The 25,258-nt window shown below is 67.9% G+C and carries 19 protein-coding genes; 11 read left to right on the forward strand and 8 right to left on the reverse strand.

Annotated elements, in window-relative coordinates; genetic code table 11:
- The first annotated feature begins 36 nt into the window (after positions 1–36).
- The gene (locus AB4Y92_RS06540) at positions 37–1,287 is read left to right on the forward strand and encodes a threonine/serine ThrE exporter family protein (RefSeq protein ID WP_441818897.1); all 1,251 of its coding nucleotides are present in this window, start codon (positions 37–39) and stop codon (positions 1,285–1,287) included.
- A 143-nt stretch (positions 1,288–1,430) separates the two neighbouring features.
- Here AB4Y92_RS06540 and AB4Y92_RS06545 read toward each other — a convergent pair whose 3' ends face one another.
- The 3 genes from AB4Y92_RS06545 to AB4Y92_RS06555 form a co-directional block, all read right to left on the reverse strand.
- Positions 1,431–1,823, reverse strand: coding sequence for an H-NS histone family protein (locus tag AB4Y92_RS06545; RefSeq protein WP_441818898.1), 393 nt, complete (start codon positions 1,821–1,823; stop codon positions 1,431–1,433).
- A gap of 543 nt (positions 1,824–2,366) precedes the next feature.
- A complete protein-coding gene (locus AB4Y92_RS06550; RefSeq protein WP_441818899.1) occupies positions 2,367–4,088 on the reverse strand; it encodes a proline--tRNA ligase in 1,722 nt (573 codons plus the stop codon).
- Positions 4,089–4,304: 216 nt separating this feature from the next.
- Positions 4,305–4,817, reverse strand: coding sequence for a DUF4124 domain-containing protein (locus AB4Y92_RS06555; RefSeq protein ID WP_441818900.1), 513 nt, complete (start codon positions 4,815–4,817; stop codon positions 4,305–4,307).
- A gap of 110 nt (positions 4,818–4,927) precedes the next feature.
- Here AB4Y92_RS06555 and pssA point away from each other — a divergent pair, with 110 nt between their 5' ends.
- From pssA to rimI, 3 genes are read left to right on the forward strand one after another with little or no spacing between them, the layout of a single operon-like run.
- The gene (pssA, locus tag AB4Y92_RS06560) at positions 4,928–5,725 is read left to right on the forward strand and encodes a CDP-diacylglycerol--serine O-phosphatidyltransferase (RefSeq protein ID WP_441818901.1); all 798 of its coding nucleotides are present in this window, start codon (positions 4,928–4,930) and stop codon (positions 5,723–5,725) included.
- Positions 5,726–5,729: 4 nt separating this feature from the next.
- The gene (locus AB4Y92_RS06565) at positions 5,730–6,086 is read left to right on the forward strand and encodes an alanine acetyltransferase (protein WP_441818902.1); all 357 of its coding nucleotides are present in this window, start codon (positions 5,730–5,732) and stop codon (positions 6,084–6,086) included.
- On the forward strand, positions 6,083–6,574 hold the full coding sequence (gene rimI, locus AB4Y92_RS06570) for a ribosomal protein S18-alanine N-acetyltransferase (protein WP_057944167.1): 492 nt from the start codon (positions 6,083–6,085) through the stop codon (positions 6,572–6,574). The genes AB4Y92_RS06565 and rimI overlap by 4 nt, the downstream gene beginning before the upstream one ends.
- Before the next feature lie 9 nt (positions 6,575–6,583).
- Here rimI and AB4Y92_RS06575 read toward each other — a convergent pair whose 3' ends face one another.
- On the reverse strand, positions 6,584–7,465 hold the full coding sequence (locus AB4Y92_RS06575) for a DUF2785 domain-containing protein (RefSeq protein ID WP_441818903.1): 882 nt from the start codon (positions 7,463–7,465) through the stop codon (positions 6,584–6,586).
- Between the two features lie 444 nt (positions 7,466–7,909).
- Here AB4Y92_RS06575 and AB4Y92_RS06580 point away from each other — a divergent pair, with 444 nt between their 5' ends.
- Positions 7,910–9,430 carry a catalase gene (locus tag AB4Y92_RS06580; protein WP_441819054.1) on the forward strand — a complete coding sequence of 507 codons (1,521 nt, stop codon included), beginning with the start codon at positions 7,910–7,912 and terminating at the stop codon, positions 9,428–9,430.
- Between the two features lie 147 nt (positions 9,431–9,577).
- Positions 9,578–10,204 (forward strand): ankyrin repeat domain-containing protein, encoded by a 627-nt coding sequence (locus tag AB4Y92_RS06585; RefSeq protein WP_441818904.1) that lies wholly within the window; start codon positions 9,578–9,580, stop codon positions 10,202–10,204.
- Positions 10,205–10,288: 84 nt separating this feature from the next.
- Here AB4Y92_RS06585 and AB4Y92_RS06590 read toward each other — a convergent pair whose 3' ends face one another.
- The 3 genes from AB4Y92_RS06590 to AB4Y92_RS06600 all read right to left on the reverse strand — a co-directional run bounded on the left by AB4Y92_RS06590 (position 10,289) and on the right by AB4Y92_RS06600 (position 15,168).
- The gene (locus tag AB4Y92_RS06590) at positions 10,289–13,054 is read right to left on the reverse strand and encodes a valine--tRNA ligase (RefSeq protein WP_441818905.1); all 2,766 of its coding nucleotides are present in this window, start codon (positions 13,052–13,054) and stop codon (positions 10,289–10,291) included.
- 103 nt (positions 13,055–13,157) lie between these two features.
- Positions 13,158–13,583, reverse strand: a complete 426-nt coding sequence (locus AB4Y92_RS06595; protein WP_441818906.1) for a DNA polymerase III subunit chi — start codon at positions 13,581–13,583, stop codon at positions 13,158–13,160.
- Positions 13,584–13,695: 112 nt separating this feature from the next.
- A complete protein-coding gene (locus AB4Y92_RS06600) occupies positions 13,696–15,168 on the reverse strand; it encodes a leucyl aminopeptidase (RefSeq protein WP_441818907.1) in 1,473 nt (490 codons plus the stop codon).
- A gap of 275 nt (positions 15,169–15,443) precedes the next feature.
- On the opposite strand from AB4Y92_RS06600, the gene lptF reads away from it, so the two are divergent.
- Both lptF and lptG read left to right on the forward strand, forming a co-directional pair.
- A complete protein-coding gene (lptF, locus tag AB4Y92_RS06605; RefSeq protein ID WP_441818908.1) occupies positions 15,444–16,526 on the forward strand; it encodes an LPS export ABC transporter permease LptF in 1,083 nt (360 codons plus the stop codon).
- Positions 16,523–17,623, forward strand: coding sequence for an LPS export ABC transporter permease LptG (gene lptG / locus AB4Y92_RS06610; RefSeq protein WP_441818909.1), 1,101 nt, complete (start codon positions 16,523–16,525; stop codon positions 17,621–17,623). The genes lptF and lptG overlap by 4 nt, the downstream gene beginning before the upstream one ends.
- A 36-nt stretch (positions 17,624–17,659) precedes the next feature.
- Here the strand turns inward: lptG and AB4Y92_RS06615 are convergent, their stop codons facing one another.
- Complete coding sequence (locus tag AB4Y92_RS06615; protein ID WP_441818910.1) at positions 17,660–18,133, reverse strand: RDD family protein; 474 nt, start codon at positions 18,131–18,133, stop codon at positions 17,660–17,662.
- Positions 18,134–18,298: 165 nt separating this feature from the next.
- Here AB4Y92_RS06615 and xerD point away from each other — a divergent pair, with 165 nt between their 5' ends.
- From xerD to purL, 3 genes are all read left to right on the forward strand, one after another.
- Entirely contained in the window at positions 18,299–19,246 is a 948-nt protein-coding gene (gene xerD, locus AB4Y92_RS06620; protein ID WP_441818911.1) for a site-specific tyrosine recombinase XerD, read from the forward strand.
- A 419-nt stretch (positions 19,247–19,665) separates the two neighbouring features.
- A complete protein-coding gene (locus AB4Y92_RS06625) occupies positions 19,666–20,544 on the forward strand; it encodes a DsbC family protein (protein WP_441818912.1) in 879 nt (292 codons plus the stop codon).
- Between the two features lie 403 nt (positions 20,545–20,947).
- Complete coding sequence (purL, locus tag AB4Y92_RS06630; protein WP_441818913.1) at positions 20,948–24,898, forward strand: phosphoribosylformylglycinamidine synthase; 3,951 nt, start codon at positions 20,948–20,950, stop codon at positions 24,896–24,898.
- Positions 24,899–25,258 lie beyond the last annotated feature (360 nt).

Below are 25,258 nucleotides of genomic sequence, written 5' to 3' on the forward strand. Positions count from 1 at the left end.
CCCGTCCCAGCCCACCCATGCGATCCTTGCGCGGACATGTCCACCCCGCATCCGCTCAGCGCGACCAGTTACGCCGCCCGCATCGCCTTCGTGGTCGAGCTGGCCGAGCGTCTGCACAGTTACGGCACGACCGCGCAGCGCCTGGAAGGCGCGGTGACGGCGGTGGCGCAGAAACTGCGCTTGGAATGCGAGCCGTGGTCCAACCCGACCGGGTTGATCCTGACCTTCAGCGATCCCAACCGGCCCTTGGGCGACAGCGACACCACCCGCGTCATCCGCCTGCCGCCGGGCGAAAACGATCTCTACCGGCTCAGCGAAACCGACCGCATCGCTGAAGAGGTGATGGCCGGCAATCTGGATCTGGCCGCCGGCCACGCCGCGCTGGAGGCGCTGGACCGGCCGCGCAGCAAGCGCTGGCGGGCAATGCAGGTGTTCGGCTACGGCCTGGCCGCCGGCGCGGTCGCCAGTCTGCTGCGGCTGCCGTGGCTGGACATCGGCGTGGCGGCGTTGAACGGATTGATGATCGGCCTGCTGGTGGATATTTCCGGCCAGCGCCCGCGCCTGCGCGAGGCGCTGGAGGCGATCGCCGGCATGTTCGCGGCGGCCTCGGTGCTGCTGGTGGCCAATTTCATCGCGCCGTTGAATCAGAACACGGTGATCATCGCCTCGCTGATCGTGCTGCTGCCGGGTATGGCGCTGACCAACGCGGTCAACGAATTGACCAGCCAGCATCTGGTATCGGGCACGGCGCGATTCGCCGGCGCGGTGACCACGGTGGTGAAACTCGCGGTGGGCACGGTCATCGGCCTGTATCTGGCGGATCTGGTCGGCCTGGAACCGGTGGTGCGGGCGTGGCGGCCGCAGGAAGCCTGGGTCGAATGGGGCGGGCTGGCGGTGGCGTCCTACGCCTTCGCGGTGCTGTTCCGCGCCCACCGCAGCGATTACCTGAAAGTCATGGCCTCGGCGGCGGCCGGTTATCTGATTTCGCGGTTCGTGGGTCTGGCCTGGGGCAGCCCGGCCGGGATATTCCTCGCCGCCCTGATCATGACCGCGATCGGCAACGCCTACGCGCGCTGGGGCAATCGGCCCGGGGCGATCATCCGGGTGCCCGGGATCATCCTGCTGGTGCCCGGCAGCGTGAGCCTGCGCGGGTTGCTGACGATGATCCAGCAGCAGGACGTGAACGTCGGCCAGGATGCGATTCTGGCGGTGATCAATATCTTGCTGGCGTTGATTGCCGGGTTGATATTCGGGAATTTGTTGTTGCCTTCTCGGCGGAATCTTTGAAGAGCCGGGATTGGGGATTCGTGATTCGGGATTGGGGGTTGTGGTTGCTGTTGTTCTTGCCAATCCCTAATCCCTAATCTCGGCTTCAATGAAAACGCCGGCTTAAGGCCGGCGTATTCGTTGATTTTGGTTTTCAGTCCCGATTACTTGATCAGGAAATCTTCCAGCTTCTTGCCCTGCGCCGTATAAGCGGCCAGCCAGCGCGGCTGCTTGCCGCGGCCGGTCCAGGTTTCGCCGGTATTGGCCGGGTTGCGGTACTTCGGGGCGACCTTGCCCAACGGCTTGCGCGCCTTGCGGGCGGCGGCGGCCGGCTTGGCGGCGGCCTTGGTGGCCTTGCCGGTGCTGCGGGCAGCGGCCGGAGCGGCGCCACCGAACAGTTCTTCCAGGGTGTAACCCTCGGTTTTGAGCACCTGGCTGATTCTTTTGCGCACCGCCGCGATCGGCTTGCGCTTGTTCAACGTGGTCTTGCGCTTCTTGGCCAGGCTGATCAGGGATTCGAGTTCTTTCGCGGACAACGAGGACAGATCGATCGACATGGGGCCTCCGGGGAGTAATGGTCGGAAAACGGCCAGTCCCTGGCGCGCGGCAGCATACTAATGGCAGCGCAGTCTGCCGTAAACGTAAGCAAAGATATACACCCCGATATTGGGGTGGCGCCGCTTGTGCGCGGTGTCGGAATTCGCCGGGCCGATGCGGCGGTTAACCGCGATACCCGCGCATGTCGCCGGGGCGGGCCGCGCGCTTGTCGTTAATCCAGCGCTATTGGGCCGTTTTGCCGGCGAAAGCGGCCGGATCGGGCTTGCCCGGCATGACCGGCGAGGATTACGTCACGGGTTTAGACGGATTTATCCAAACCCGGCGCCGCCGGTTTCGCGCGGCGCGCCGCCGGTTTGGAAAGCAGGCACGAAACCTGCTTATAAAAGCCGATTGGGCGATGGCCCGGCGGCCGGCTCAGGCCGGGCCACGGGACGATGCCAAACCCCGGCCGGTATTACCCGCGGCGCGGGGATAAGGTAATCGCCGGCGCCGCCGCGATGGGGCGGCGGCGCCGGTTTTAATCGAGCGCGCGGCGCCCGGCTTTACTGCGCGGCGCCGCCGATCCGGGCCAGGACCGCGGCGCGGTCGAGATTCTCCGCCTCGCTGGCGCGGCGGTGACGGTATTCGAAACTGCCCGCGGCCAGGCCGCGCTCGGACACCACCACCCGGTGCGGTACGCCGATCAGTTCCATGTCGGCGAACATCGCGCCCGGACGCAGGCCGCGGTCGTCCAGGGCGGCGTCCACGCCGGCCTTGAGCAGGTCCTGGTAGAGATCCTGTGCGGCCTGGGCCACGGCGGTGTCGTTCTTCGGATTGATCACGCACACCACCGCCTGCCACGGCGCCATCGCCTCGGGCCAGGCGATGCCGGCGTCGTCGAAGTTCTGCTCGATCGCCGCGGCGACGATGCGCGACACGCCGATGCCGTAGCAGCCCATCGCCGGGGTCGCGGCCTTGCCGCTGTCGTCGAGCACGCTGAGCTTCATCGCTTCGGCGTACTTGCGGCCGAGCTGGAACACGTGGCCGACCTCGATGCCGCGGGCGATGCCCAGGGTGCCCTTGCCGTCGGGCGAGGGATCGCCGGCCACCGCGTTGCGGATGTCGGCGACTTCATCGGCCTCGGCCAGATCGCGGCCCCAGTTGACGCCGGCGAGGTGGTAGCCGTTTTCGTTCGCGCCGACCACGAAGTCGGCCATCGCCGCGACGCTGCGGTCGGCGATCACGCGCACGGGCTTGAGCGGCTTGACCGGGCCCAGGAAGCCCGGCTGCGCGCCCAGGTGCTCGAGGATTTCCGCTTCGGTGGCCAGGCGGTACTCGGCCAGGCCGGCGAGCTTGGACAGCTTGATCTCGTTGACCAGGTGATCGCCGCGCACCAGCGCCAGGGCGAACTGCGGCTTGCCTTCGCCGTCGCTGCCGATGATCGCCACCGACTTGACCGTGCGCGCCAGGCCGATGCCGAGCAGGGCGGCGACGTCCTCGCAGGTTTTCTGCGTCGGCGTATCGACCTTGCGCAGTTCTTCGCCGGCCGCGGCGCGCGCGCCCGGCGCCAGCGCTTCGGCCAGCTCGACGTTGGCCGCGTAGTCCGAGCCGTCGGAGAAGGCGATCGCGTCTTCGCCCGAATCGGCCAGCACGTGGAACTCGTGCGAGGCGCTGCCGCCGATCGCGCCGGTGTCGGCGAACACGGCGCGGAACTTCAGCCCCAGGCGGGTGAAGATGCGGCTGTAGGTGTCGTACATGTTGCGGTATTCGCGGCCCAGGTCCTCGTCGGTGACGTGGAAGGAGTAGGCGTCCTTCATCAGGAACTCGCGCGCGCGCATCACGCCGAAACGCGGGCGGATTTCGTCGCGGAACTTGGTCTGGATCTGATAGAAATTGACCGGCAGCTGCTTGTAGCTGGACAGCTCGTTGCGGGCGAAGTCGGTGATGACTTCCTCATGCGTCGGGCCGAAGCAGTACCACGCTTCCTTGCGGTCCTTGATCTTCAGCAGTTGGCCGCCGAATTTCTCCCAGCGCCCGGTTTCCTCCCACAGCTCCTTGGGCTGCACCGCCGGCATCAGCACTTCGATCGCGCCCGCGGCGTTCATTTCCTCGCGCACCGCGCGCTCGACCTTGCGCAATACGCGCAGGCCCAGCGGCGACCAGGTGTACAGGCCGGCGGCGAGCTTGCGGATCATGCCGGCCTTGAGCATCAGCTTGTGGCTGACGATTTCGGCTTCGGCGGGCGTTTCCTTGCTGGTGTGGAGATGGAACTGCGACAGGCGCATCGTGGGGAATTCGCGGGCTGGGAAAGCGAACAGTTTGCCATGAGCCGGGATTCCGGACTCGGCAGTGGGATGGGCCGAAGCGGTGACCGGTGGATGGCTCGCGCTTTTGGACGGAGAGCACGCAAAAGAAAACGCCGGCCGCCGCAGTGCGGCGTCCGGCGTCGTCGTTACGAAGGCGAAGACCCGGGACGAATCCCGAATCCCGAATCCCGGCCTTTAGCTGTCGGCCTTCCTGGGCCCGCCCGGCGGATTGGGCGCGGTGCTCGGCGTGGACGTCGGCGCGGTCGCCGCGGCCGGAGCGCCGGGCGTGGCCGGCGCGGTGCAGTAGGCGCGGATCGAGGTCTGGGCCAGATCGACCTGGGCCTGGCGCTGCTTGGCGTCGAGCACGTTGTCGGGCTTGCCGTCGCCGTTGTTGTCCACGCCGACCTGGGCCGAGCTCTGCAACTGCTTGAGGTTGGCCCGCGCGGTGATGCACTGGCTGCTCTCGCTGGAGGCGGTGACGGTGGCCGACTGGGTCGGCGTGCCGGTCTTGTTCTTGATCACCCGGTTCTTGACCTGACCGGATTGGCTGGGCGGTGGCGAGTCGGAATAGTGGGTGACGCCCTGGGCGTCCTTCCACTGATACAGCTCGGTGGCGGCGGCCGGCGCGGCCAGCACGACGGCCAGGGCGGCGCTCAGGCCCAGCGCCGAAAGGGCGCGACGGGCGGAAAGACGGGACATGCGGGACATGAGTGGCTCCGGAAACGGGGCAGGGCGGAACAGCCGGGACTAAGGTACGGCGGGGGAACGCGAATTGCAGCATCCTGCCGGGACGCAGGCAAGCGCTACACTTCCCAGTTATGGAACCTCAACCCTCGCCCCGCCCGCGCGGCCGCGGCATCTATCTGCTGCCTAATTTGTTCACCACCGGCGGCATGTTCGCCGGCTTCTACGCGATTATCGCCGCCACACAGGGGCGTTTCGACGAAGCCTGCATGGCGATCTTCATCGCCGCCATCCTCGACGGCGTGGACGGCCGGGTCGCCCGGCTGACCAATACCCAGAGCGAATTCGGGGTCCAGTACGACTCCCTGGCCGATCTGATCAGCTTCGGCCTGGCCCCGGCCCTGGTCATGTACCACTGGGCCCTGGAATCGACCAAGCTCGACGGGGTGATCCCGGGCAAGATCGGCTGGGTCGGCGCCTTTCTGTATGCGGCCTGCGCGGCGCTGCGGCTGGCGCGCTTCAATTCCCAGGTCGGCCAGGTGGACAAGCGCTGGTTCATCGGCCTAGCCAGCCCGGCCGCGGCCGGACTGGTGGCCAGCTTCGTATGGACCTGCCACAGCTTCGATCTGGACGGCGAGCAGCTGCGCTACGGCGCGCTGGCGGTGACCACCATCGCCGGCCTGCTGATGGTCAGCCGGCTGCGTTATGTCAGCTTCAAGGGCAGCGGCCCGCGCAACGACCGGGTGCCGTTCCTGGCGATCCTGGTGGTGGTGGCGGTGCTGGTGGCGATCGCGATCGACCCGCCGCGGGTGCTGCTGGCGATCTTCGCCCCGTATGCGCTGTCCGGCCCGGTCCAGGCCATCTGGCGCCGGATGCGGCGCACGCCGCCGCCGGACAGCCCGGCCGCGCCGCCGCCCAAGAACGAGAGCTGAGCGCATGAGCGAACTGTGGAGCGCGCAACAGCGCGAGTGGCTGCAGGCGATGGGACACACGGTGCTGGCCCTGGCCGGCACCGAGACGGCGGCTGCGCCGGCGTTGGCGCAGGAAAGCGAACGCGCCGACGATGCGCGCCCCGCGCCGGCCCGCGCCGACGGCGGCCGCGCCGCGCCCTCGCGCGAGGCCGGCGGCGATCCGCCGCTGCTGCGCAACCTGCTGCGCGCCGCCCGCCGTCAGGCCGGCGACGCGGCGGTGCTGGCCTTGTTCGATGCGCAGGCGCTGCGCGGCAACCCCGCCGCCAAGCGCGCGCTGTGGCCGCAGTTGCGCGGCCTGCGCCGCGGGAGCGCACGCGGATGAGCGCGCAGGTGTCGGACCGGGACCCCGCCGCCGCGCCGACCGCGCTGCGGCCGATGCGCGAGGACGATCTCGAACTCATCCACGCCATCGAAATCCGCGCCTACGAATTCCCCTGGACGCCGGGCATCTTCCGCGACTGCCTGCGCGCGGATTACCCCTCGTGGGTGCTGACCGAGCAAGAACGCATCCTGGGCTACTTCCTGATGAGCGTGGCCGCGGGCGAGGCGCACGTGCTCAACGTGTGCGTCGCGCCGGAAGCGCACGGCCACGGCTACGGCCGCAAGCTGCTGCGCGCGCTGATGCACATCGCGCGTGGCCGCGGCGCCGAGCGGGTGTTCCTGGAAGTGCGTCCGTCCAATCCCGGCGCCATCGCCCTGTACCACAGCGAAGGCTTCAACGAGATCGGCCGCCGCCCGCGCTACTACCCGGCGCGCGGCGGGCGCGAGGATGCGCTGGTGATGGCGATCGAGCTGTTGCCGCAGGAGTGAGCCGCGGCGTCAGCGCAGTTGCCGCAACGCCGCCGTGATCGCCGGCTTCAAGTTCTTGATCGCCGCGTCTTCGCTCTGATCGGCTTGCACGTACAGGCCGCTCAGGAACGCCATCAGATCGTGGCGGCGTCCCAGCCAACCGGCGTAGTCGGCGCGATCGAGCTTGCCCACCTTCGCCGGCAGCGCTGCGAACCAGGCGTCCCATTCTTCCGCCGACAGCAGCCCGCGCTGGGCGCTGAACAACACCGGCTGGGCCAGCCGTCCGGGTTCGCCGAACACGTAGGCGTGACCGCCGCGCGGCACCACTTGCGCCGCGACCGCGGCCAGGATGCGCTGGTACTGCGTGCGCTCCAGCGCCGGGTTCAAGCTCAACTGCATCAGCCAGTCGGCGCCGTGGGCGACGCCGTGGCGCCAGCCTTCGCCTTCGCTGTAGCCGCGGTAATCGCGCACCGATTCGACATAGGCCGCGGCGCGATCGACCATCGCCGCGCGTTCGGCCGCGCTCATCCACGGCTTGATCCGGTCGGTGCGCGCCACCTCCGCCAGCACCAGCGCCGCGAACGGCTTGCCGAAGCCGGCCGAGTCCTCGCCGTCGAGCGCGGCGTACAGCGGCTCGCGCAGGGCGCGCAAGGCGGCGGCATCGAAATCGCTCGCGCGCATCCACTGGCTCAAGGCCTCGAAGGCGATGCCGTCGCGCAGCTCCGGGTCGGGATCGGACAGGCAGCCGAGCAGGCCTTCGGCCAGCCGGCGTTTTTGCGCCGCATCGGGCACGGCGAACTGCGTCGCCTTGAGCGCCTGCAGCGAGGCCGGGGTCTGTCCGGCCGGCGGGCAGTCGCGCGCGAACGCCGGCGCGGCCAGCAGGCAAAGGCCCAACAACACGATATGGCGCATGGCGTTCCCCCGGCCGCGATGTCCGCGTGGCCCAGCCTAGGCGGCCGCGTCGCGGCGCCGCAAGGGCCGCAAGAGCCAGACGGATGTGCACGGCTTGCGCGCCGCGCGGCGATCGTTCGCCGCGCACGCAAGACGAAGGCCGGCGCGTCCGGCGCACGCCTTATCGGTTCATACGCGACAACGGCAAGGCTGCATCAGTGACGGCGATCGAACTATCGATCATCGCTTCGCCGCGCATCGACCCCGCAGATGTGCGCCGCAACCGGATTGGCTGCCCGCCCAGAGCGCCGTGCGCGATCGAACGGTGATGCGGTTAGCGGAACCGCCCATGCCGAATAGCCGCGAGCTATCGCTGCGATGCAAACAAACGATTTTTCACGATGGCATCGCTGTAGGACGCTCCCGCGCAGCCCCCCAGGAGTAATCCCCATGCCTCAACGCAGTTTGATCGCGGCCCTCGTTTCCGCGCAGTTGCTGGTGTCCGGCGCCGTCTTCGCACAGGCCGCGCCCGCCACCCTTACGCGCGACAACGGCGCGCCGGTCGGCGACAACCAGAACTCGCAGACCGCCGGCGCCGGCGGCCCGGTCCTGCTGCAGGACGTGCACCTGATCCAGAAGCTGCAACGCTTCGATCGCGAGCGCATCCCGGAACGGGTCGTCCACGCCCGCGGCACCGGCGCGCACGGCAGCTTCACCGTCAGCGGCGACATCTCGCAGTACACCCGCGCCAAACTGTTCCAGCCCGGCGTCACCACGCCGGTGTTCGTGCGCTTCTCCACGGTGATCCACGGCAACCATTCGCCGGAAACTCTGCGCGATCCGCACGGCTTCGCGACCAAGTTCTACACCAGCGAAGGCAACTGGGATCTGGTCGGCAACAACTTGCCGGTGTTCTTCATCCGCGATGCGATCAAGTTCCCGGACATGGTGCATTCGCTCAAGCCCAGCCCCGACACCAACGTGCAGGACCCGGCGCGGGTGTTCGATTTCTTCTCGCACGTGCCCGAAGCCACGCAGATGCTGACGCGGGTGTATTCCGACTACGGCACGCCGCGCAGCTATCGCGAAATGGACGGCAACGGCGTGCACGCGTACAAATTGATCGACGACAAGGGCGGCTACGTCTACGTCAAATTCCACTGGGACAGCCGCCAGGGCGAACACAATCTGTCCGGCGCGGAAATCGCCGCGGTGCAGGGCCGCGACTTCAACCATCTGTCCAACGATCTGATGAAGGCGATCGATCGCGGCGACTATCCCAAGTGGGATCTGTACGTGCAGATCCTCAAGCCCGACCAGCTCGATCAGTTCGACTTCAATCCGCTCGACGCGACCAAGACCTGGCCCGGCGTGCCCGAGGTGAAGGTCGGCACCATGACCTTGAACCGCAATCCGGCCAACATCTTCCAGGAGACCGAGCAGGCCGCGTTCGCGCCGGCCAATCTGGTGCCGGGCATCGAGCCGTCGGAAGACCGATTGCTGCAAGGGCGCATGTTCTCCTACGCCGACACGCAGCTTTATCGCGTCGGCACCAACGTCAACCAGTTGCCGATCAACGCGCCGAAGGTCGCGGTCAACAGCAACAACCAGGACGGCGAACACAACGACGGCGCGCGCACCGGCAAGGTCAACTACGAGCCGTCGCGGATCGCGCCCAAGCCGCAGTCCGACGCCGCGCGCTACAGCGCCTTGCCGCTGGAAGGCGCGACCCAGCAGGCGCGCATCGCCAAGACCTTGAACTTCCGTCAGGCCGGCGAGTTCTACCGTTCGCTGCCGGCCAACGAGCGCACCAGCCTGATCGCGAATCTGGCCGGCGACCTGGGTCAGGTGCGCGACGAAACCACGATGTACACGATGCTCTCGTACTTCCATAAGGCCGACGCCGATTACGGCACGCGCCTGGCCCAGGCGCTCAAGCGCGATGTCGGCCGGGTGAAGACCTTGTCGGCGGCGTTGAGCGATTGATCCGGTCGCGGGCATGAGCGCGCGGCGGGCCGCGGTGTGCGGCTCGCTGCGGCGGGTTGTGGTGTTGTCGCGCTGGGGTCGGCGGTGACGGCGTGTCCGTTCGAGTTGTCACGGCCGCGCGATGGCCTTGGTGTGTTGGGAGAATCTATGAATCGTTCCTTGTTGAAATTCCATGTCGTCTTGGCAGTGTCGCTTGCCTGCGCGCCCGCGGCTCCCGCGTTCGCGCACGAGCCGGCGTCGCAAACGACCGCGACGCAAGCCCCGGCGGCGCAGGGCGCCGACTTGGGCCGCTACCTGTTCGATGCCGCGCGTTCGGGCGATACCGACGTGATCAAGTCGCTGCTGGCGCGCGGCGTGGCGGTGGATGCGCGCGATGAGCGCGGCTCCACCGCGTTGATCCTCGCCGCCTATTACGGCCACGCCGAGGCGGTGCGCGCGCTGCTCGCGGCCGGCGCGGCGCCCGATCTGGGCGACAGCGCGCGCGGCAACACCGCGCTGATGGGCGCCTTGTTCAAGGGCGAGACCGAATGCGCGCGCGTGCTGTTGGCCGATCCGCGCAGCAACGTCGATGCGCGCAACGCGGCCGGGCAGACCGCGGCGATGTTCGCGGCCTTGTTCGGCCGCGCCGAGTTGATCGAAGCGCTGGCCTCGCGTGATGCCGATTTCGCCTTGGTCGATGCCAGCGGCGCGACCGCCGAATCGCTGGCGCGCGGGCAGGGCAATGCGGCGCTGGCCGATCGTCTGGCCGGCCTGAGCCGCAAGCGCGGCGGCTGACGGCGGCAACAAAAAAGCCGCGGCTGGGCCGCGGCTTTTCGGGTGCGACGGCGAACGGCCCGACGGCCGTGCGCCGAAGCGGCGTCAGGCCAGCTTGGCGCGTTGCGCGGTCAGGCCTTCGAGCTGCACGTTCCAATCCACCAGACGTTTGCGCTCCTGCTCGACCACCGCCGGCGGCGCGTTCTGCACGAAGGTATCGCTGGCCAGCTTGCCCTTGCTCTTGCCGATCTCGCCTTCGACGCGCTTGATTTCCTTGTCCAGGCGGCCGCGTTCGGCGTCGAGCTTTTCCGGCGGCAACGGCACCAGCAGAGTCAGTTCGCCGACCACCGCCGGCGCGGCCGGCGGCGCCGATGCCGCATCCTCGATGAACTCGATGCGATCGATCTTGTTGAGGAACTTGAGCTGCGAAGCGAAACGCCCGGTGCGCTCGCGATCGGAGTTGTCGCCCTTGCTCAGCAGCAAGGTCACGAAATCCGACGGCTTGACGTTGAGCTCGCTGCGCACCTTGCGCAGCGCCGACACCATCGCCTTGAGCCATTCCACATCGGCTTCGGCCTGGGCGTAATCGCCGGTGAATTCCGCCGCCTGCGGGTACGGACGCAGCATCACCGTGGTCTCGGCCACGCCGAGCTTGGGCGCGACCTGCTGCCACAGTTCCTCGGTCACGAACGGAATCAGCGGGTGCAGCAGCGACAGCAGGCGTTCGAGCACGTACAGCAGGGTGTGGCGGGTGCTGTTCGCCGCGGCCTGATCTTCGCCCTGCAGCGCCGGCTTGGACAGCTCAACGAACCAGTCGCAGAACGCGTTCCAGGCGAATTCGTACAGGCTCTGCGCGAGCAGGTCGAAGCGGTAGGAGGCGAAGTGGGCTTCGGCCTCGGCCGCGGTCTTGGCCAGCTGCGCCAGGATCCAGCGCTCGGTATCGGTGGTGGGCTGCGGCACGCCGCTGAAGCTGGCGTCTTCGGTGTTCATCAACACGAAGCGCGTGGCGTTCCACAGCTTGTTGCAGAAATTCTTGTAACCCTCGGCGCGGCCGAGGTCGAACTTGATGTCGCGGCCGTGCGTGGCCAGCGCCGAGATGGTGAAGCGCAGCGCGTCGGCGCCGAAGGCGGGGATGCCCTCGGGGAATTCCTTGCGCGTGGCTTTTTCGATCTTCTCCGCCTGCTTGGGATTCATCAGGCCGGTGGTGCGCTTGCCGACCAGCTCATCCAGGGTGATGCCATCGACCAGATCGATCGGGTCGAGCACATTGCCCTTGGACTTGGACATCTTCTGCCCGTCCTTGTCGCGCACCAGACCGGTGATGTAGACGTCCTTGAACGGAATCTGCCCGGTGAAGTGGTCGGTGAGCATGATCATGCGCGCGACCCAGAAGAAGATGATGTCGAAGCCGGTGACCAAGACCGAGGACGGAACAAACCGTTCAAACCCGCGCTCCGCCATCGCCGCCTCGTCCGGCCAGCCCATGGTGCTGAACGGCCACAGGCCCGAGGAGAACCACGTTTCCAGCACGTCGTTGTCCTGATGCAGCGCCACATCGGCGCCGATGCCGCCGCGCGCGCGCGCATCGGCCTCGTCGCGGCCGACGAAAATATTGCCCTGGGCGTCGTACCACGCCGGAATGCGATGGCCCCACCACAGCTGGCGGCTGATGCACCAGTCCTGGATGTTTTCCATCCAGTGGCGATAGGTGTTGATCCAGTTCGGCGGCACGAAACGCACATCGCCCTTCTCGACCAACTCCAGGCCGCGCTTGGCCAGCCCGTCCATCTGCACGAACCACTGGTCGGTCAGGTAGGGCTCGATCACCTGGTTGGTGCGGTCGCCGCGGGGCACCTGCAGCTTGTGCGGCTTGGTCTCCACCAGCAGGCCTTCGGCTTCCAGATCGGCCAGCACGACCTTGCGCGCTTCGTAGCGATCCAGGCCGACGTACTTGGCCGGCGCGTTGTCGTTGACCTTCGCCTCGGGGGTGAAGATGTTGATCATCGGCAGGCTGTGGCGCTGGCCGACGGCGTAGTCGTTGAAGTCGTGCGCGGGCGTGACCTTGACCACGCCGGTGCCGAACTCGCGATCGACGTAGCTGTCTGCGATGACCGGAATCTCGCGCGCGCTCAGCGGCAGCGTCACGGTCTTGCCGATCAGGTGCTGATAGCGCTCATCGTCGGGATGCACCATCACCGCGGTGTCGCCGAGCATGGTTTCCGGACGCGTGGTCGCCACCGTCAGCGTGGTGCTGCCGTCGCTGAGCGGATAGGCGATCGACCACAGGAAACCGTCTTCTTCTTCGTTGACCACTTCCAGGTCCGAGATCGCCGTCTTCAGCACCGGGTCCCAGTTGACCAGACGCTGGCCGCGGTAGATCAGGCCTTGCTCGTGCATGCGCACGAAGGCTTCGACCACGGCGGTGGAGGCGATCGGGTCCATGGTGAACACCGAACGCGACCAGTCGCCGGAAGTGCCCAGGCGGCGCATCTGCCGTTCGATGGTGTCGCCGGACTGGCGCTTCCACTGCCACACTTTTTCGATGAAGCCGTCGCGGCCCAGACCGTCGCGGGTCAGGCCTTCGGCGCCCAGATTGCGCGCCACCACCATCTCGGTAGCGATGCCGGCGTGATCGGTGCCCATCTGCCACAAGGTGTCGTAGCCGCGCATGCGGTAGTAGCGGATCAGCGCGTCCTGCAGCGTGTGCTGGAACGCGTGGCCCATGTGCAGCGTGCCGGTGACGTTCGGCGGCGGCAGCAGGATGGTGTAGGGCTGGCCCTCGCCGCGCGGCTTGAATACGCCGCTGCTTTCCCACTGTTCGTACAGGCGGGTTTCGAACTGTTTGGGGTCGTAGCTGGGGGCGAGGGACATTTTTGGGCCGGGAATCGGGATTGGGGATTCGGGATTCGGAGGATCAAGGGCGGGACGCGGGCGGTCTTCGAATCTCGAATCCTCAATCCCGAGTCCCGGCCTCTCACATATCGTGCTTGTTCAAACTCAAGCCGCGCGCCTGATATTGCTTCCAGCGCTCGCGCAGCGGGCCGCGGGCGGAATCGTCGGCGGGCACCACTTCCAGCACGCGCTCGAAGCCGTCGGCGACCGCCGCGTCGCGCAGGTTGATCACCAGCGCGCGCAGCGCGGCGTCGGACTCGGGCGCGGCGATCAGCACGTCGGCTTCGTCCTCGTCTTCGTCCATGCCGGCGATCTGATGCGGGATGTAGGCGTCTTCGCCCATGTCCCACAGCATGTCGTCGAGCTGCTCGGCCTGTTCGGCGCTGCGCGCCAGGATCAGCGTCGGCAGGCCGGCGTCGTGGGCCTTGCGCGTGAGCTCGCACACCAACCGAAGCGGTTCTTCTTTGAAACGCGGCGATTGGATCAAATAAAAGTCTGCGCGGGGCATAGGCCGGGAGTCGGGAATCGGGAATGGGGAATCGATTGAAGGCAAAGGCGAGAAGAGCGGGACGGGAATCGATCGCGGCGCAAGCGCGCTACCGATTCCCGATTCCCGATTCTCAATTCCCGTTTCTTTCCAGCAACCACTGCGACAGCAACCCGACCGGACGGCCGGTCGCCAGGCCGCGCTTGCCTTCTTCGTTGGATACGCCGGCGATGTCCAGATGCGCCCAGCGCTGGCCTTCGGTGAAGCGCGACAGGAAGCACCCGGCGGTGATCGCGCCGGCCCAGCGGCCGCCGATGTTGTAGACGTCGGCGAAAGTGGATTCCAGCTGGGTCTGATATTCGTCCCACAGCGGCAGGCGCCAGGCGCGGTCGAAGACTTGCTCGCCGGCGGCGAGCAGTTCGGCCGAGAGCTGGTCGTCCTTGCTCATCAGGCCGGTGGCGAACTTGCCCAGCGCGACCACGCAGGCGCCGGTGAGGGTGGCCACGTCCAGCAGCGCCTGCGGCTCGAAACGCTGCGCGTAGGTCAGCGCGTCGCACAGGATCAGGCGGCCCTCGGCGTCGGTGTTGCCGACTTCGATGGTCTTGCCGGACATGCTGGTGAGCACGTCGGACGGGCGGTAGGCGTCGGCGTCGGGCATGTTTTCCACGGCCGGGACGATCACCACCAGATTGATCGGCAACTGCATGCCCACGGCCGAGACGAACGTGCCCAGCACCGAAGCGGCGCCGCACATGTCGAACTTCATTTCCTCGATGCCGCCCTGGACCTTCAGGTTGATGCCGCCGGTGTCGAAGGTGATGCCCTTGCCGACCAGCACGAACGGCTTGGCGTCGCCGCCGTTGGTGTACTTGAGCACGATCAGCTTGGGCGGGTTGGCCGAGCCGCGCGCCACCGCGAGCAGCGAGCCCATGCCCAGTTCTTCCATCTGCGCGCGGTCGAGCACTTCGCAGTCGGTGGTGTCGAAGCGGGCGGCGAATTCCTGCGCCTGCTGGGCCAGATAGGCCGGGTTGCAGACGTTGGGCGGCAGGTTGCCGAGTTCGCGCGCGAACTTGACGCCGGCGGCGATGGCCTGGCCCTGGGCCAGCGCGGTCGCGTCGCCGCCGTTGATCGACAGCTTGCGCAGGCCGGGCTCGTCTTTCTTCTTGCCCAGGGTGGCGGTGTAGCGGTAGCAGGCGTGATCGGCGGCGATGGCGGCCTGGCGGATCGCCCAGGCGGCGTCGCGGCCCAGCACCGGCTCTTCGCTGAAGGTCAGCAGCGCGTGCTGGACCGGGCCGGCCTTGAGCGCGCGGGCGGCGTCGCCCACCGCCTTGAGATACTGGGCCACGCCGAACTTGCCGGCCTCGCCCAGGCCGACCACCAGCACCCGCGGCGCGGTCACGCCGGCGACGTCGTGCAGCAGCGAGGTCTTGCCGGTCTTGCCGCTGATGTCGCCGCGTTCCAGCAGCGCGGTCAGGCGCCCGCCGCTGACTTCATCCAGCGTTCGCGCAGCAAAGGTCAGGGTCTTGTCAGCGAAGGCGCCTACCACGACGCAATCAGTTTGGGCGGCGGACGGCGCGTCGCGGTTCAGGTCGAATTCGAGGGTCATCCAACAGATTCCCGAGCAGATAAGAAGGTGAGTACGTACAATCGTCCGGCTTTGTCGAAGCTGGCGTTGCGGACCGCAAGGCCCGGTGCCGGAGCCGCAAGGCGTCCAGTGCCGCAAGGCGCGAGTGGATTCGTAACCGGAAACTTCGGCTTGCCACCGGCTCCAGGACCGCGGTCCGGGCGCCAACGGGGCAGGACGGCCGTCGAACGAACTCCCGAGTTTAAAGCAAGCCCGCCCGATGCCGAAGCCCAACCCGAAGCGCGCCCCAACGCCTAATGCTCAAGCTTGACCGTTATCTGACCGGCGAATTCGCCCAGGCGATCTTCGCCACCCTGGTGGTGCTGCTGATCGTCAGTGTCGGCGGCGCCTTCACCGACGTGCTGGAGGACATTGCCAAGGGCAAGGTCCCGGCGGGCATGATGTTGGTTCAGCTGGGGCTGGTGCTGATCAAGTGGCTGCCGCTGATCCTGCCGCTGTCGCTGATGCTGGGCCTGATGATGGGCATGGGCCGGCTTTACCGCGACTCGGAAATGCCCGTGATCGCCTCCGTCGGCGTCGGCCCGAGGCGGCTGCTCAAGCCGCTGATGCTGGTGGCCGGGCCGATCATCGTGGTGGTCGGGGCCTGCTCGCTGTGGTTGGGGCCGTGGGCCGACCGCGCTTCGCGGCAGATGATCAACGAGGCCAACCGCAGCCTGATCGTGGCCGGCCTGGAGCCGGGCGCCTTCACCGGCCTGCCCAACGGCAACGGGGTGATCTATGTCGGCGGCATGTCCAACGACGGCAAGAGTTTCGACCGCATCTTCATCTACCGCAGCAAGCCCGACCGCCAGGACGTGACCACGTCCAAGACCGGCCGGCTGACGATGAACGCCAACGGCGACCGCTATCTGACCCTGGACGACGGCTTCGAGGTCGAAGGCCCGGTGGACGGCAGCCTCAACTACCGGCTGATGCGCTACGTGCGCAACGATTTCCTGCTGCCGGCCAGCGAAAACCGTTACGACCCCAAATCGCCGGAAATGCTGCCGACCACGCAGTTGTTCGGCGACGCCAGGCCCGAGGCCGTGGCGCAGCTGCATTACCGCATCGCCCCGCCGCTGCTGGCGCTGGCCTTCGCCTTGCTGGCGATTCCGCTGGCGCGCAGCACGCCGCGCCAGGCGCGCTACGGCAGCATGTTGATCGGCTTCCTGGTCTATCTGATCGGCATCAACTTCATGATGATGGGCTCGGGCTGGATCGAGGACGGCAAGATTCCGGCCGCGCTGGGCCTGTGGTGGCTGACCTTGCCGATGCTGGCGGTCACCGGCTGGATGTATTTCCGCGATGGCCGGGTCGGCCGCAGGCGGAGCCTGGCATGAAGCCTTTCCCGAAGATCCACGACATCTACGTCGGCAAAGTGGTGCTGAGCACCGTTCTGCTGACCTGGGCGGTGCTGCTGGGGCTGGATTTCATGCTCAGCTTCGTCCAGGAGTTCGGCGATATCGGCAAGGGCCGATACGGCGTGACCCAGGCCTTGGCCTACATGGTGCTGACCGTTCCGCGACGCGCTTATTCGCTGTTTCCCTACGCTTCGGTGGTCGGTTCGCTGATGGCGCTGGGCCAGCTGGCCTCGACCTCCGAGCTGACCGTGCTGCGCTCGGTGGGCCTGTCGCGGCGCCGGCTGAGCATCGCGGTGGCCGGTGCGCTGGCGATCCTGACCCTGCTTATGGTGGTCAACGGCGAAACCCTGGCGCCGGAAGCGCAGCGCCGCGGCGAGTCGCTCAAGGCCGCGGCCAAGTCCAACAATCAGGTCGTGGCCGAGTATTCCGGGCTGTGGGCGCGCGAGGGCGATGTGATCCTCAGCGCCAGCCAGGGCCAGGAACGCAGCCAGGGCAGCGACCGCTGGCTGGAGCTGCGCAATGTCAGCCTGTACCAGTTCGGCCCGGAAGGGCGGCTGGTTTCGATCGCGGTGGCCGGCATCGCCGAGCACCGTCCCGGCGGCTGGCTGCTGCGCAACGTCACCCGCACCACCTTCCACGCCAAATCGGCCGAGAAAAAGCAGATCGCCGAAGAGCGCTGGGAGTCCAAGCTCGACAGCTCGGCGCTGATGAGCGGCACCAACCGGCCGCGTTATCTCAGCGCCAAGGCGTTGCACAAGGCGATCGAAGACCGCGAGCGCAACCAGCTCGACGCCGGCGAATTCGAAGCGCACTACTGGGGCCGCTGGTTCTACCCGCTCAACGTGCTGGCCTTGTGCCTGGCCGCGGTGCCGTTCGCCTTCGGCAGCCTGCGCAGCGGCGGCATGGGCAAGCGCTTGTTCATCGGCATCGTGTTCGCGCTGGTGTTCTGGCTGCTGCAGAACCAGTTCGTCGAACTGGCCAAGGTGTTCCGCTTCGACTTCCGTCTGGCCTACGTGGCGCCGACGGTGGTGATGCTGGCGGTGTCGGCGTTCCTGTTCAAACGGCGTTCGGGCTGACCGGCCCGGACGCGCGTCGCTTCGAACCCAAGCGGCTTACTTCTTTCGCTTAGGCAAGCGCAGCGTGCGGGTGGCGCTGGCGCGGTCGTGCCAGGTCAGCCGATCGCGATCGAACCACGCCCACCAAAAGCCCAGCCCCGCCGCGGCCAGCGACAAGGTGCCGACCGCATAGCGGATCCACAGCGCCTTCCATTCCGGCGCCTGCTCGCCGCTACCGACCACGCGCAAACGCCACGGCCGCATTCCCAGCGTCTGCCCGCCGCGGCGCCAGCTCACTGTCGAATACACGCCGGTAATCACCCAGCACACCAGCCACAGCAGCCATTGCAGGGCGCTGAAGGGGCGGATGTTCTCGTGCGAATCGTGGCCGGCGAGGGTGTAGCCGACCGCGAACACGGCGCCGGCGACCATCCACAGCGCCAGTACGGGGAACAGGTCGTACAGCATCGACAGCAGCCGCCACAGGATCAGGGCGACGGGTTTGGCGGGAGCGGGGGCGGGTGCGGTCATCGGATCAGGATAAGCGAGCGGGCAAACGGGAGACATCGCGGACTGGCGGACGCGCGGGCCGCGCGCACCGCACAGGGCGGCCATTCTCCCATCGCATGCATGCCGTGTTGCGATCGGCGCGCATCGACCGTCCCCATCGCGCGCCCGAGCCACTAAGCTGCCTGCATGAGCGCCAGCACTCCCGCCGAACGCCGCACCCAGGCCATGTCGTTGCCGCCGCTGGAGGAGGCCGACGACACGGCGATCACCCAGTTCCTCGACGCGATCTGGGCCGAAAACGGCCTGGCGCAGCAGACCCTGGACAGCTACCGGCGCGACCTGGAAGGCCTGGCGCGCTGGCGCGACGGACGCGGCCTCGCCGGCGCCGATCGCGGTGCGTTGTTCGATTACCTATCCTGGCGCACGCGCGAAGGCTATTCGCCGCGCAGCAACGCGCGCCTGCTGTCGGCGCTGCGCGCCTTCTACGCCTTCCGCCTGCGCCGCGGCGATCGCCGCGACGATCCGACCGCGCTGCTGGCGCCGCCGAAGCTGCCGCGCTCGCTGCCCAAGGCGCTGGCCGAAAGCCAGATCGACGCGCTGTTGAACGCCCCGGACACCGAAAACCCGCTGGGCCTGCGCGACCGCGCCATGCTCGAACTGATGTACGCCGCCGGCCTGCGCGTGAGCGAACTGGTGCACCTGCCTTCGACCGGGGTCAATCTGCGCCAGGGCGTATTGCGGGTGATGGGCAAGGGCAGCAAGGAGCGGCTGGTGCCGCTGGGCGAAGAGGCCCAGCACTGGCTGGAGCGCTATCTGGCGCAATCGCGCCCGCAGCTGGCCGGCAAGCGCGTGCTGGCGCCGTTGTTCATCGAAGCCAGCGGCAAAGCGCCGACCCGGCAGGCGTTCTGGCATCTGGTCAAACGCTATGCCGCGGTGGCCGGGATCGACCCGGGCAAGATCAGCCCGCACGGCCTGCGCCACAGTTTCGCCACGCATCTGCTCAATCGCGGCGCGGATTTGCGCGCGTTGCAGATGCTGCTGGGGCATAGCTCGTTGTCGACGACGCAGATTTACACCCTGGTGGCGCGCGAGCAGCTCAAGAAGCTGCATTCGAAGCATCATCCTAGGGGGTGAAAGCAGGCGCTTATGCGGCACAGCCGCATGCCTGCTTTCACGCCCGGCGCACTGCGCCGGGCCGGGAGCGCCGCTGCAGACTCGTCGTAGCTGCATTTGCGAGACCACAGTTACGCCGTTCCCGCCCCGGAGCAACTGCAGGAGCAGCGCAAGCTGCGACCACGCGCACCGGGCCAACGCGAGTCGCAACCCAGACTGATACAGCCCAACTCAGCAAAGCCCCCGAGCTCATCGGCGCCGCGCGCCTACCAGCACACTCCCACCCACCCGCGACCCCAAATCGCGACTCCCATCGCCCCTTAGCCCCGTGATACCCATCGCGGAACCGCGATCCCAGCCCCGGCCATGCCACAATCGGACGAACCTATTCCCCCTCGGGCGGTCCAAGGCCCGACAACAGAACGCCAAGGATTCGATAGATGAAGCGCATCATGTTCGCCGTGCTCGGCGCGATCAGCCTGTCCGCCTGCGCCCAGGCACCGCAGGCCGCCGCCGCCAAGACCGATCCGGTCAAGCCGGCCGCCGCCGCCGCCGCCGAAGCCCCCAAGGGCGCCGCGCCCAAGGTCGCCGCCGGCAGCGCCGATGCGCGCGCGGTAGACGCCATCCGCACCCTCAGCCCCAATATCAACATCGACAAGGTCGGCGCCGCGCCGATGCCGGGCTTCCGCGAAGCCCTGGCCCAGGGCCAGGTGGTCTACGTCAGCGACGACGGCCGTTACCTGTTCCTGCCCGGCTCCGGCGGCGCGCTGTTCGACACCCAGGCCAAGCGCAACCTCAGCGAAGACACCCTGGCCGGCATGCGCAAGGACCTGGTCAAGAGCATCCCGGTCAGCGAGCGCATCGTGTTCTCGCCGCCGAATCCCAAGCACACCGTCGCGGTGTTCACCGACGTGGAATGCGGCTACTGCCGCAAGCTGCACAGCGAGATCGCCGAATACAACCGCCAGGGCATCGCGGTGGAATACCTGGCCTTCCCGCGCGCCGGCATCGGCAGCGACGACTACAAGAAGATGGTCTCGGTGTGGTGCGCGGCCGATCGCCGCAAGGCCCTGACCGAAGCCAAGAGCGACCACGGCGTCGAAACCAAGGTGTGCAAGAACACGGTCGAGCAGCAGTACGACATCGGCCAGCGCGCCGGCCTGACCGGCACGCCGATGATTCTCACCAGCGAGGGCGTCCAGCTCGGCGGTTACGTCCCGCCGGCGCAGCTGCGTCAGGCGCTGGACAAGCTGGCGGCCGAATCCAAGACCGCGGCCAAGCCGACCGCGGCGGTGGCCACGCCGGTGGGCGGGCTCTGAGCCTGGCCTGATCGCGGCCGGCGGTCGCCGGCCGGCCAGCGTCAACGAAGGGCTCGCTCAGGCGGGCCCTTTGTATTTCAGCGGCTTAGCCGAGGCGCAATGGCCACTTCGGATGGGTTGTGCAACTTGAAGTTGATGGGGTTTCACAGCTGAGGCGTGGAACATTTCGGATGCCGGCGCGCGCCGAATCCATCGCTGCGGCGTCGTTCGATCCGGTCCCGGACCCGGGCGGCTGCGCCGAACTTGCAGCGCCCGAACCCCGCCGCCCGAACCTCTAAACCCCGATGCGGCACCCCGAGCTTGTCGCGATCGGTCCTCGCGACCCTCTTCGCCCCGGCGCGGCCCGAAGCCCGCCCGCGTTTTCGATACAATACCGGGCCCTGCGTTGCACGGTTTCCCGGACATGATCGTCCTCGAGGGCCACTCGGCCCTGTCTTCGTTCCGCCGCGAGCGGCTCCAAGCCCGCCTGTCCGCCCTCCATTCCGACGTACGACTGCTCGACGCCTGGCCCGTGTACTGGGTCGAGCCCGAGCCCGGCGCCACGCCCGACGACGCCACCTTGCGGCGCATCCTGCAGGCCGAAGCCAGCGAAGCGGCGCGCGCAAGCGATGCCACCTCGCGCTATGTGACCCCGCGCCTGGGCACGCTGTCGCCCTGGGCCAGCAAGGCCACCGAGCTGCTGCGCGGCGCCGGCCAGCCGGTCAAGCGCGTGGAGCGAGGAACCCGTTACGACCTCAGCGGCTGGCCGGCCGATGCCGCCACCCAAGGCGCGCTGGCCAAGGTCCTGCACGACCCGATGACCCAGTCGCTGCTGCAAACGCGCGACGACGCGGCCGCGCTGTTCGCGGTGCCGGCGCGCGGCGAACTCGAGCGCATCGCTCTGGAGCAACTGGAAGCGGCCAACGGCCGCCTCGGCCTGGCCCTGGCCGAGGACGAAATCGCCTACCTGCGCGAACGCTACGGCGCGCTCGGCCGGGCGCCGTCGGACGTCGAACTGATGATGTTCGCCCAGGCCAATTCCGAGCACTGCCGGCACAAGATCTTCAACGCATCCTGGACCCTCGACGGCCGCGACCAGCCGCAGTCGTTGTTCAAGATGATCAAGCACACCCACGCGCAGACGCCGGAAAACACCCTGTCGGCGTACAGCGACAACGCCGCGGTGGTGGAAGGCTATCCGACCCGGCGTTTCCGCCCGCAACCGGGCAGCCAGGCCTATACGGCCGAAGCGCAGACGCCGTCGGCGTTCTGCATCAAGGTCGAAACCCATAACCACCCGACCGCGATCGCTCCGTTTCCGGGCGCGAGCACCGGCAACGGCGGCGAAATCCGCGACGAAGGCGCGACCGGCCGCGGCGGCCGTCCGAAGGCCGGCCTGTGTGGTTTCAGCGTCTCGCATCTGCGCATTCCGACCCTGCCGCAGCCGTGGGAACGCCCGCGCGCGCTCAACCCGCGCATGGCGCCGGCCCTGGAAATCATGCTCGACGGCCCGATCGGCGCGGCCGCGTTCAACAACGAATTCGGCCGCCCGAACCTGGTCGGCTATTTCCGCAGTTTCGAACTGTCCGAAGGCGCGCTGACCCGCGCCTACGACAAGCCGATCATGCTGGCCGGCGGCCTGGGCGCGATCGACCGCATCCAGGTAGACAAACTCGGCCTGAAGCCCGGCCACGCGGTGATCGTGCTCGGCGGCCCGGCGATGCTGATCGGCCTGGGTGGCGGCGCGGCCAGTTCGGTCGCCTCCGGCGACAGCGCCGAATCGCTGGATTTCGCCAGCGTGCAGCGCGACAACCCGGAGATGGAACGTCGTTGCCAGGAAGTGATCGACCGCTGCGTCGCGCTCGGCGCCGGCAACCCGATCGACAGCGCCCACGACGTCGGCGCCGGCGGTTTGTCCAACGCCATTCCCGAACTGCTGCACGACTCCAACCTCGGCGGCGTGATCGATCTGGCGCAAGTGCCCAGCGACGATCCCTCGCTGTCGCCGATGCAGCTGTGGTGCAACGAATCGCAGGAACGCTACGTGCTCGGCCTGCCGGCCGATCGCGTTGCCGATTTCGCCGCGATCTGCGAACGCGAGCGCTGCCCGTTCGCGGTGGTCGGCTATGCGACGGCGGAAGAGCGCCTGGTGGTCGGCTACGGCGCCACGATCGAAAGCGTCTACGGCGAGCAAGCCATCGCCAACCCCGATTGGCCGATCGATTTCCCGATGGACGTGCTGTTCGGCAAACCGCCGAAGATGCACCGCGACGCCCGCCACCCGCCGCCGGCGCCGTGGCCGGCGCTGCAATGGGACGGGCTGGACCTGCACGACACCGGTTTGCGCGTGCTCGCGCATCCGACTGTCGCTGCGAAGAATTTCCTCGTCACCATCGGCGACCGCACCGTCGGCGGCCTGGTCGCGCGCGACCAGATGATCGGCCCGTGGCAGCTGCCGCTGGCCGACTGCGCGATCACCTTGTCCGGTTTCGACGGCTTTGTCGGCGAAGCGATGGCGATCGGCGAACGCACGCCTATCGCGCTGCTCGACGCCGCCGCCGCCGCGCGCATGGCGGTCGGCGAAGCGATCACCAACCTGTGCGCGGCGCCGGTGGAATCGCTCAACCGCATCAAGCTGTCGGCGAACTGGATGGCCGCGGCCTCGCATCCGGGCGAAGACGCGCTGCTGTTCGACGCGGTGAAGGCGGTCGGCCTGGAGCTGTGCCCGGAGCTGGAGCTGAGCATCCCGGTCGGCAAGGATTCGCTGTCGATGCAGGCGCAATGGGGCTCGGGCGACAGCGCGTCGAAGTCGGTGTCGCCGGTGTCGTTGATCGTCAGCGCGTTCGCGCCGGTGGTCGATGTGCGCCAGCAACTCACCCCGCTGCTGTCGCGCGATCCCGATACCGAGCTGTGGCTGATCGGCCTGGGCGCCGGCAAGCAGCGCCTGGGCGGTTCGGTGCTGGCGCAGGTGCACCCCGATGCGGTCGAAAAACAGGCCGGCGATTCGCTGCCGGCCTTCGCCGGCGCGCCCGGCGACACCAACCGCTTCGACGCCGGCGTGCCCGACCTCGACAGCCCGCAGCGTCTGCGCGATTTCTTCGAACTGATCCGCGATGCGCGCGAAGCCGGCCTGCTGCTGGCCTATCACGACCGCAGCGACGGCGGCGCCTTCGCCAGCCTGGCGGAAATGGCGTTCTGCTCGCGCCTGGGCGTGGACATCAGCCTCGACGGCTGGGGTGAAGATCCGTTCCGCACCTTGTTCAACGAAGAACTCGGCGCGATCGTGCAGATCCACAACGACGACCGCGCCGAATTCGCCGACCTGATCTCGCGCCACAACCTGATCGATTGCGCGCAGCGCATCGCCAAGCCGACCACGGCCGCGTCGGTGCGCGTGAAGGAAGACGGAAAGATTTTGGTCGAATGGCGCTGGGACGAATTGTTCGACGCCTGGTGGTCCACCAGCCACGCCTTGCAGAAGCTGCGCGACAACCCCGATTGCGCCGACGAAGAGCGCGCGATCGCGCGCGACTTCAACGCGCCGGGCCTGAAGCCCAAGCTCGGCTTCGATCCGGCGGACGATGTCGCCGCGCCGTTCGTCAACACCGGCGCGCGGCCCAAGGTCGCGATACTGCGCGAGCAGGGCGTCAACGGCCAGATCGAAATGGCCGCCGCCTTCGACCGCGCCGGCTTCGAAGCCTTCGACGTGCACATGAGCGACCTGATCAACGGCCGCTTCAAGCTGGACGACTTCAAGGGCTTCGCCGCCTGCGGCGGTTTCAGTTACGGTGACGTGCTTGGCGCCGGCCGCGGCTGGGCCACGAGCATCCTCGAACGCAGCGCGCTGCGCGATGCCTTCGCCGCGTTCTTCGCGCGCGAAGACAGCTTCTCGCTGGGCGTGTGCAACGGCTGCCAGATGCTGGCCCAGCTCAAGCCGATCGTCCCCGGCGCCGAACATTGGCCGGTGTTCCTGCGCAATCGCAGCGAGCAGTTCGAAGCGCGCCTGGGCCTGCTGGAAGTGGTCGAATCGCCGTCGCTGTTCTTCCGCGGCATGGCCGGTTCGCGCATCCCGGTCGCGGTCGCTCATGGCGAAGGCCGGGCCGACTTCGTCAGCGGCACCGACCAGGCCGCCGCCGACATCTCCCTGCGCTACATCGACGGCGACGGCCGCGTCGCCGACCGCTACCCGCTCAACCCCAACGGCTCGCCCGACGGCATCGCCGGCCTGGCCAGCCGCGACGGCCGCGCCACCATCCTCATGCCGCACCCCGAGCGTACCCTGCGCAGCGCCAATTTCAGCTGGGCGCCGAAGGACTGGGCCGAGGACTCGCCGTGGTTGCGGATGTTCCGCAATGCGCGGGTTTGGGTGGGGTGATCCAGGGCGGTTGACCGGCCGCTGACGAAAAGGGCGCCCGGTGGGCGCCCTTTTTTGTTGCGCGCGCGATCCGTTCGCGGGCGCCGACGCTGAATCGGCGCCGGTGGCTGAACCGCGGCCCCGCCGCGACACGACCGGGCGGCACTCGAACCGAGCGGCCACGGAGTCAGAAATGTGACCATCCCAGCAGTCCGCGATGAATTGCCATCCGAATCCGATCTTGCGAGACCGCGCTCGCGCAGGCTGGTGCGGATTTGCCGGTGTCGCCATCGTCTATGGAACCGAATCGATCCGCCGAGGTCTGGTAGAGACCGCGAACGAAACTGCTAAAGTCCAGGGTTCACGCGCAGGAGGGTGACG

The organism is Lysobacter sp. TAB13, from assembly GCF_052113885.1.
Classification (GTDB): Bacteria; Pseudomonadota; Gammaproteobacteria; order Xanthomonadales; family Xanthomonadaceae; genus Lysobacter; species Lysobacter gummosus.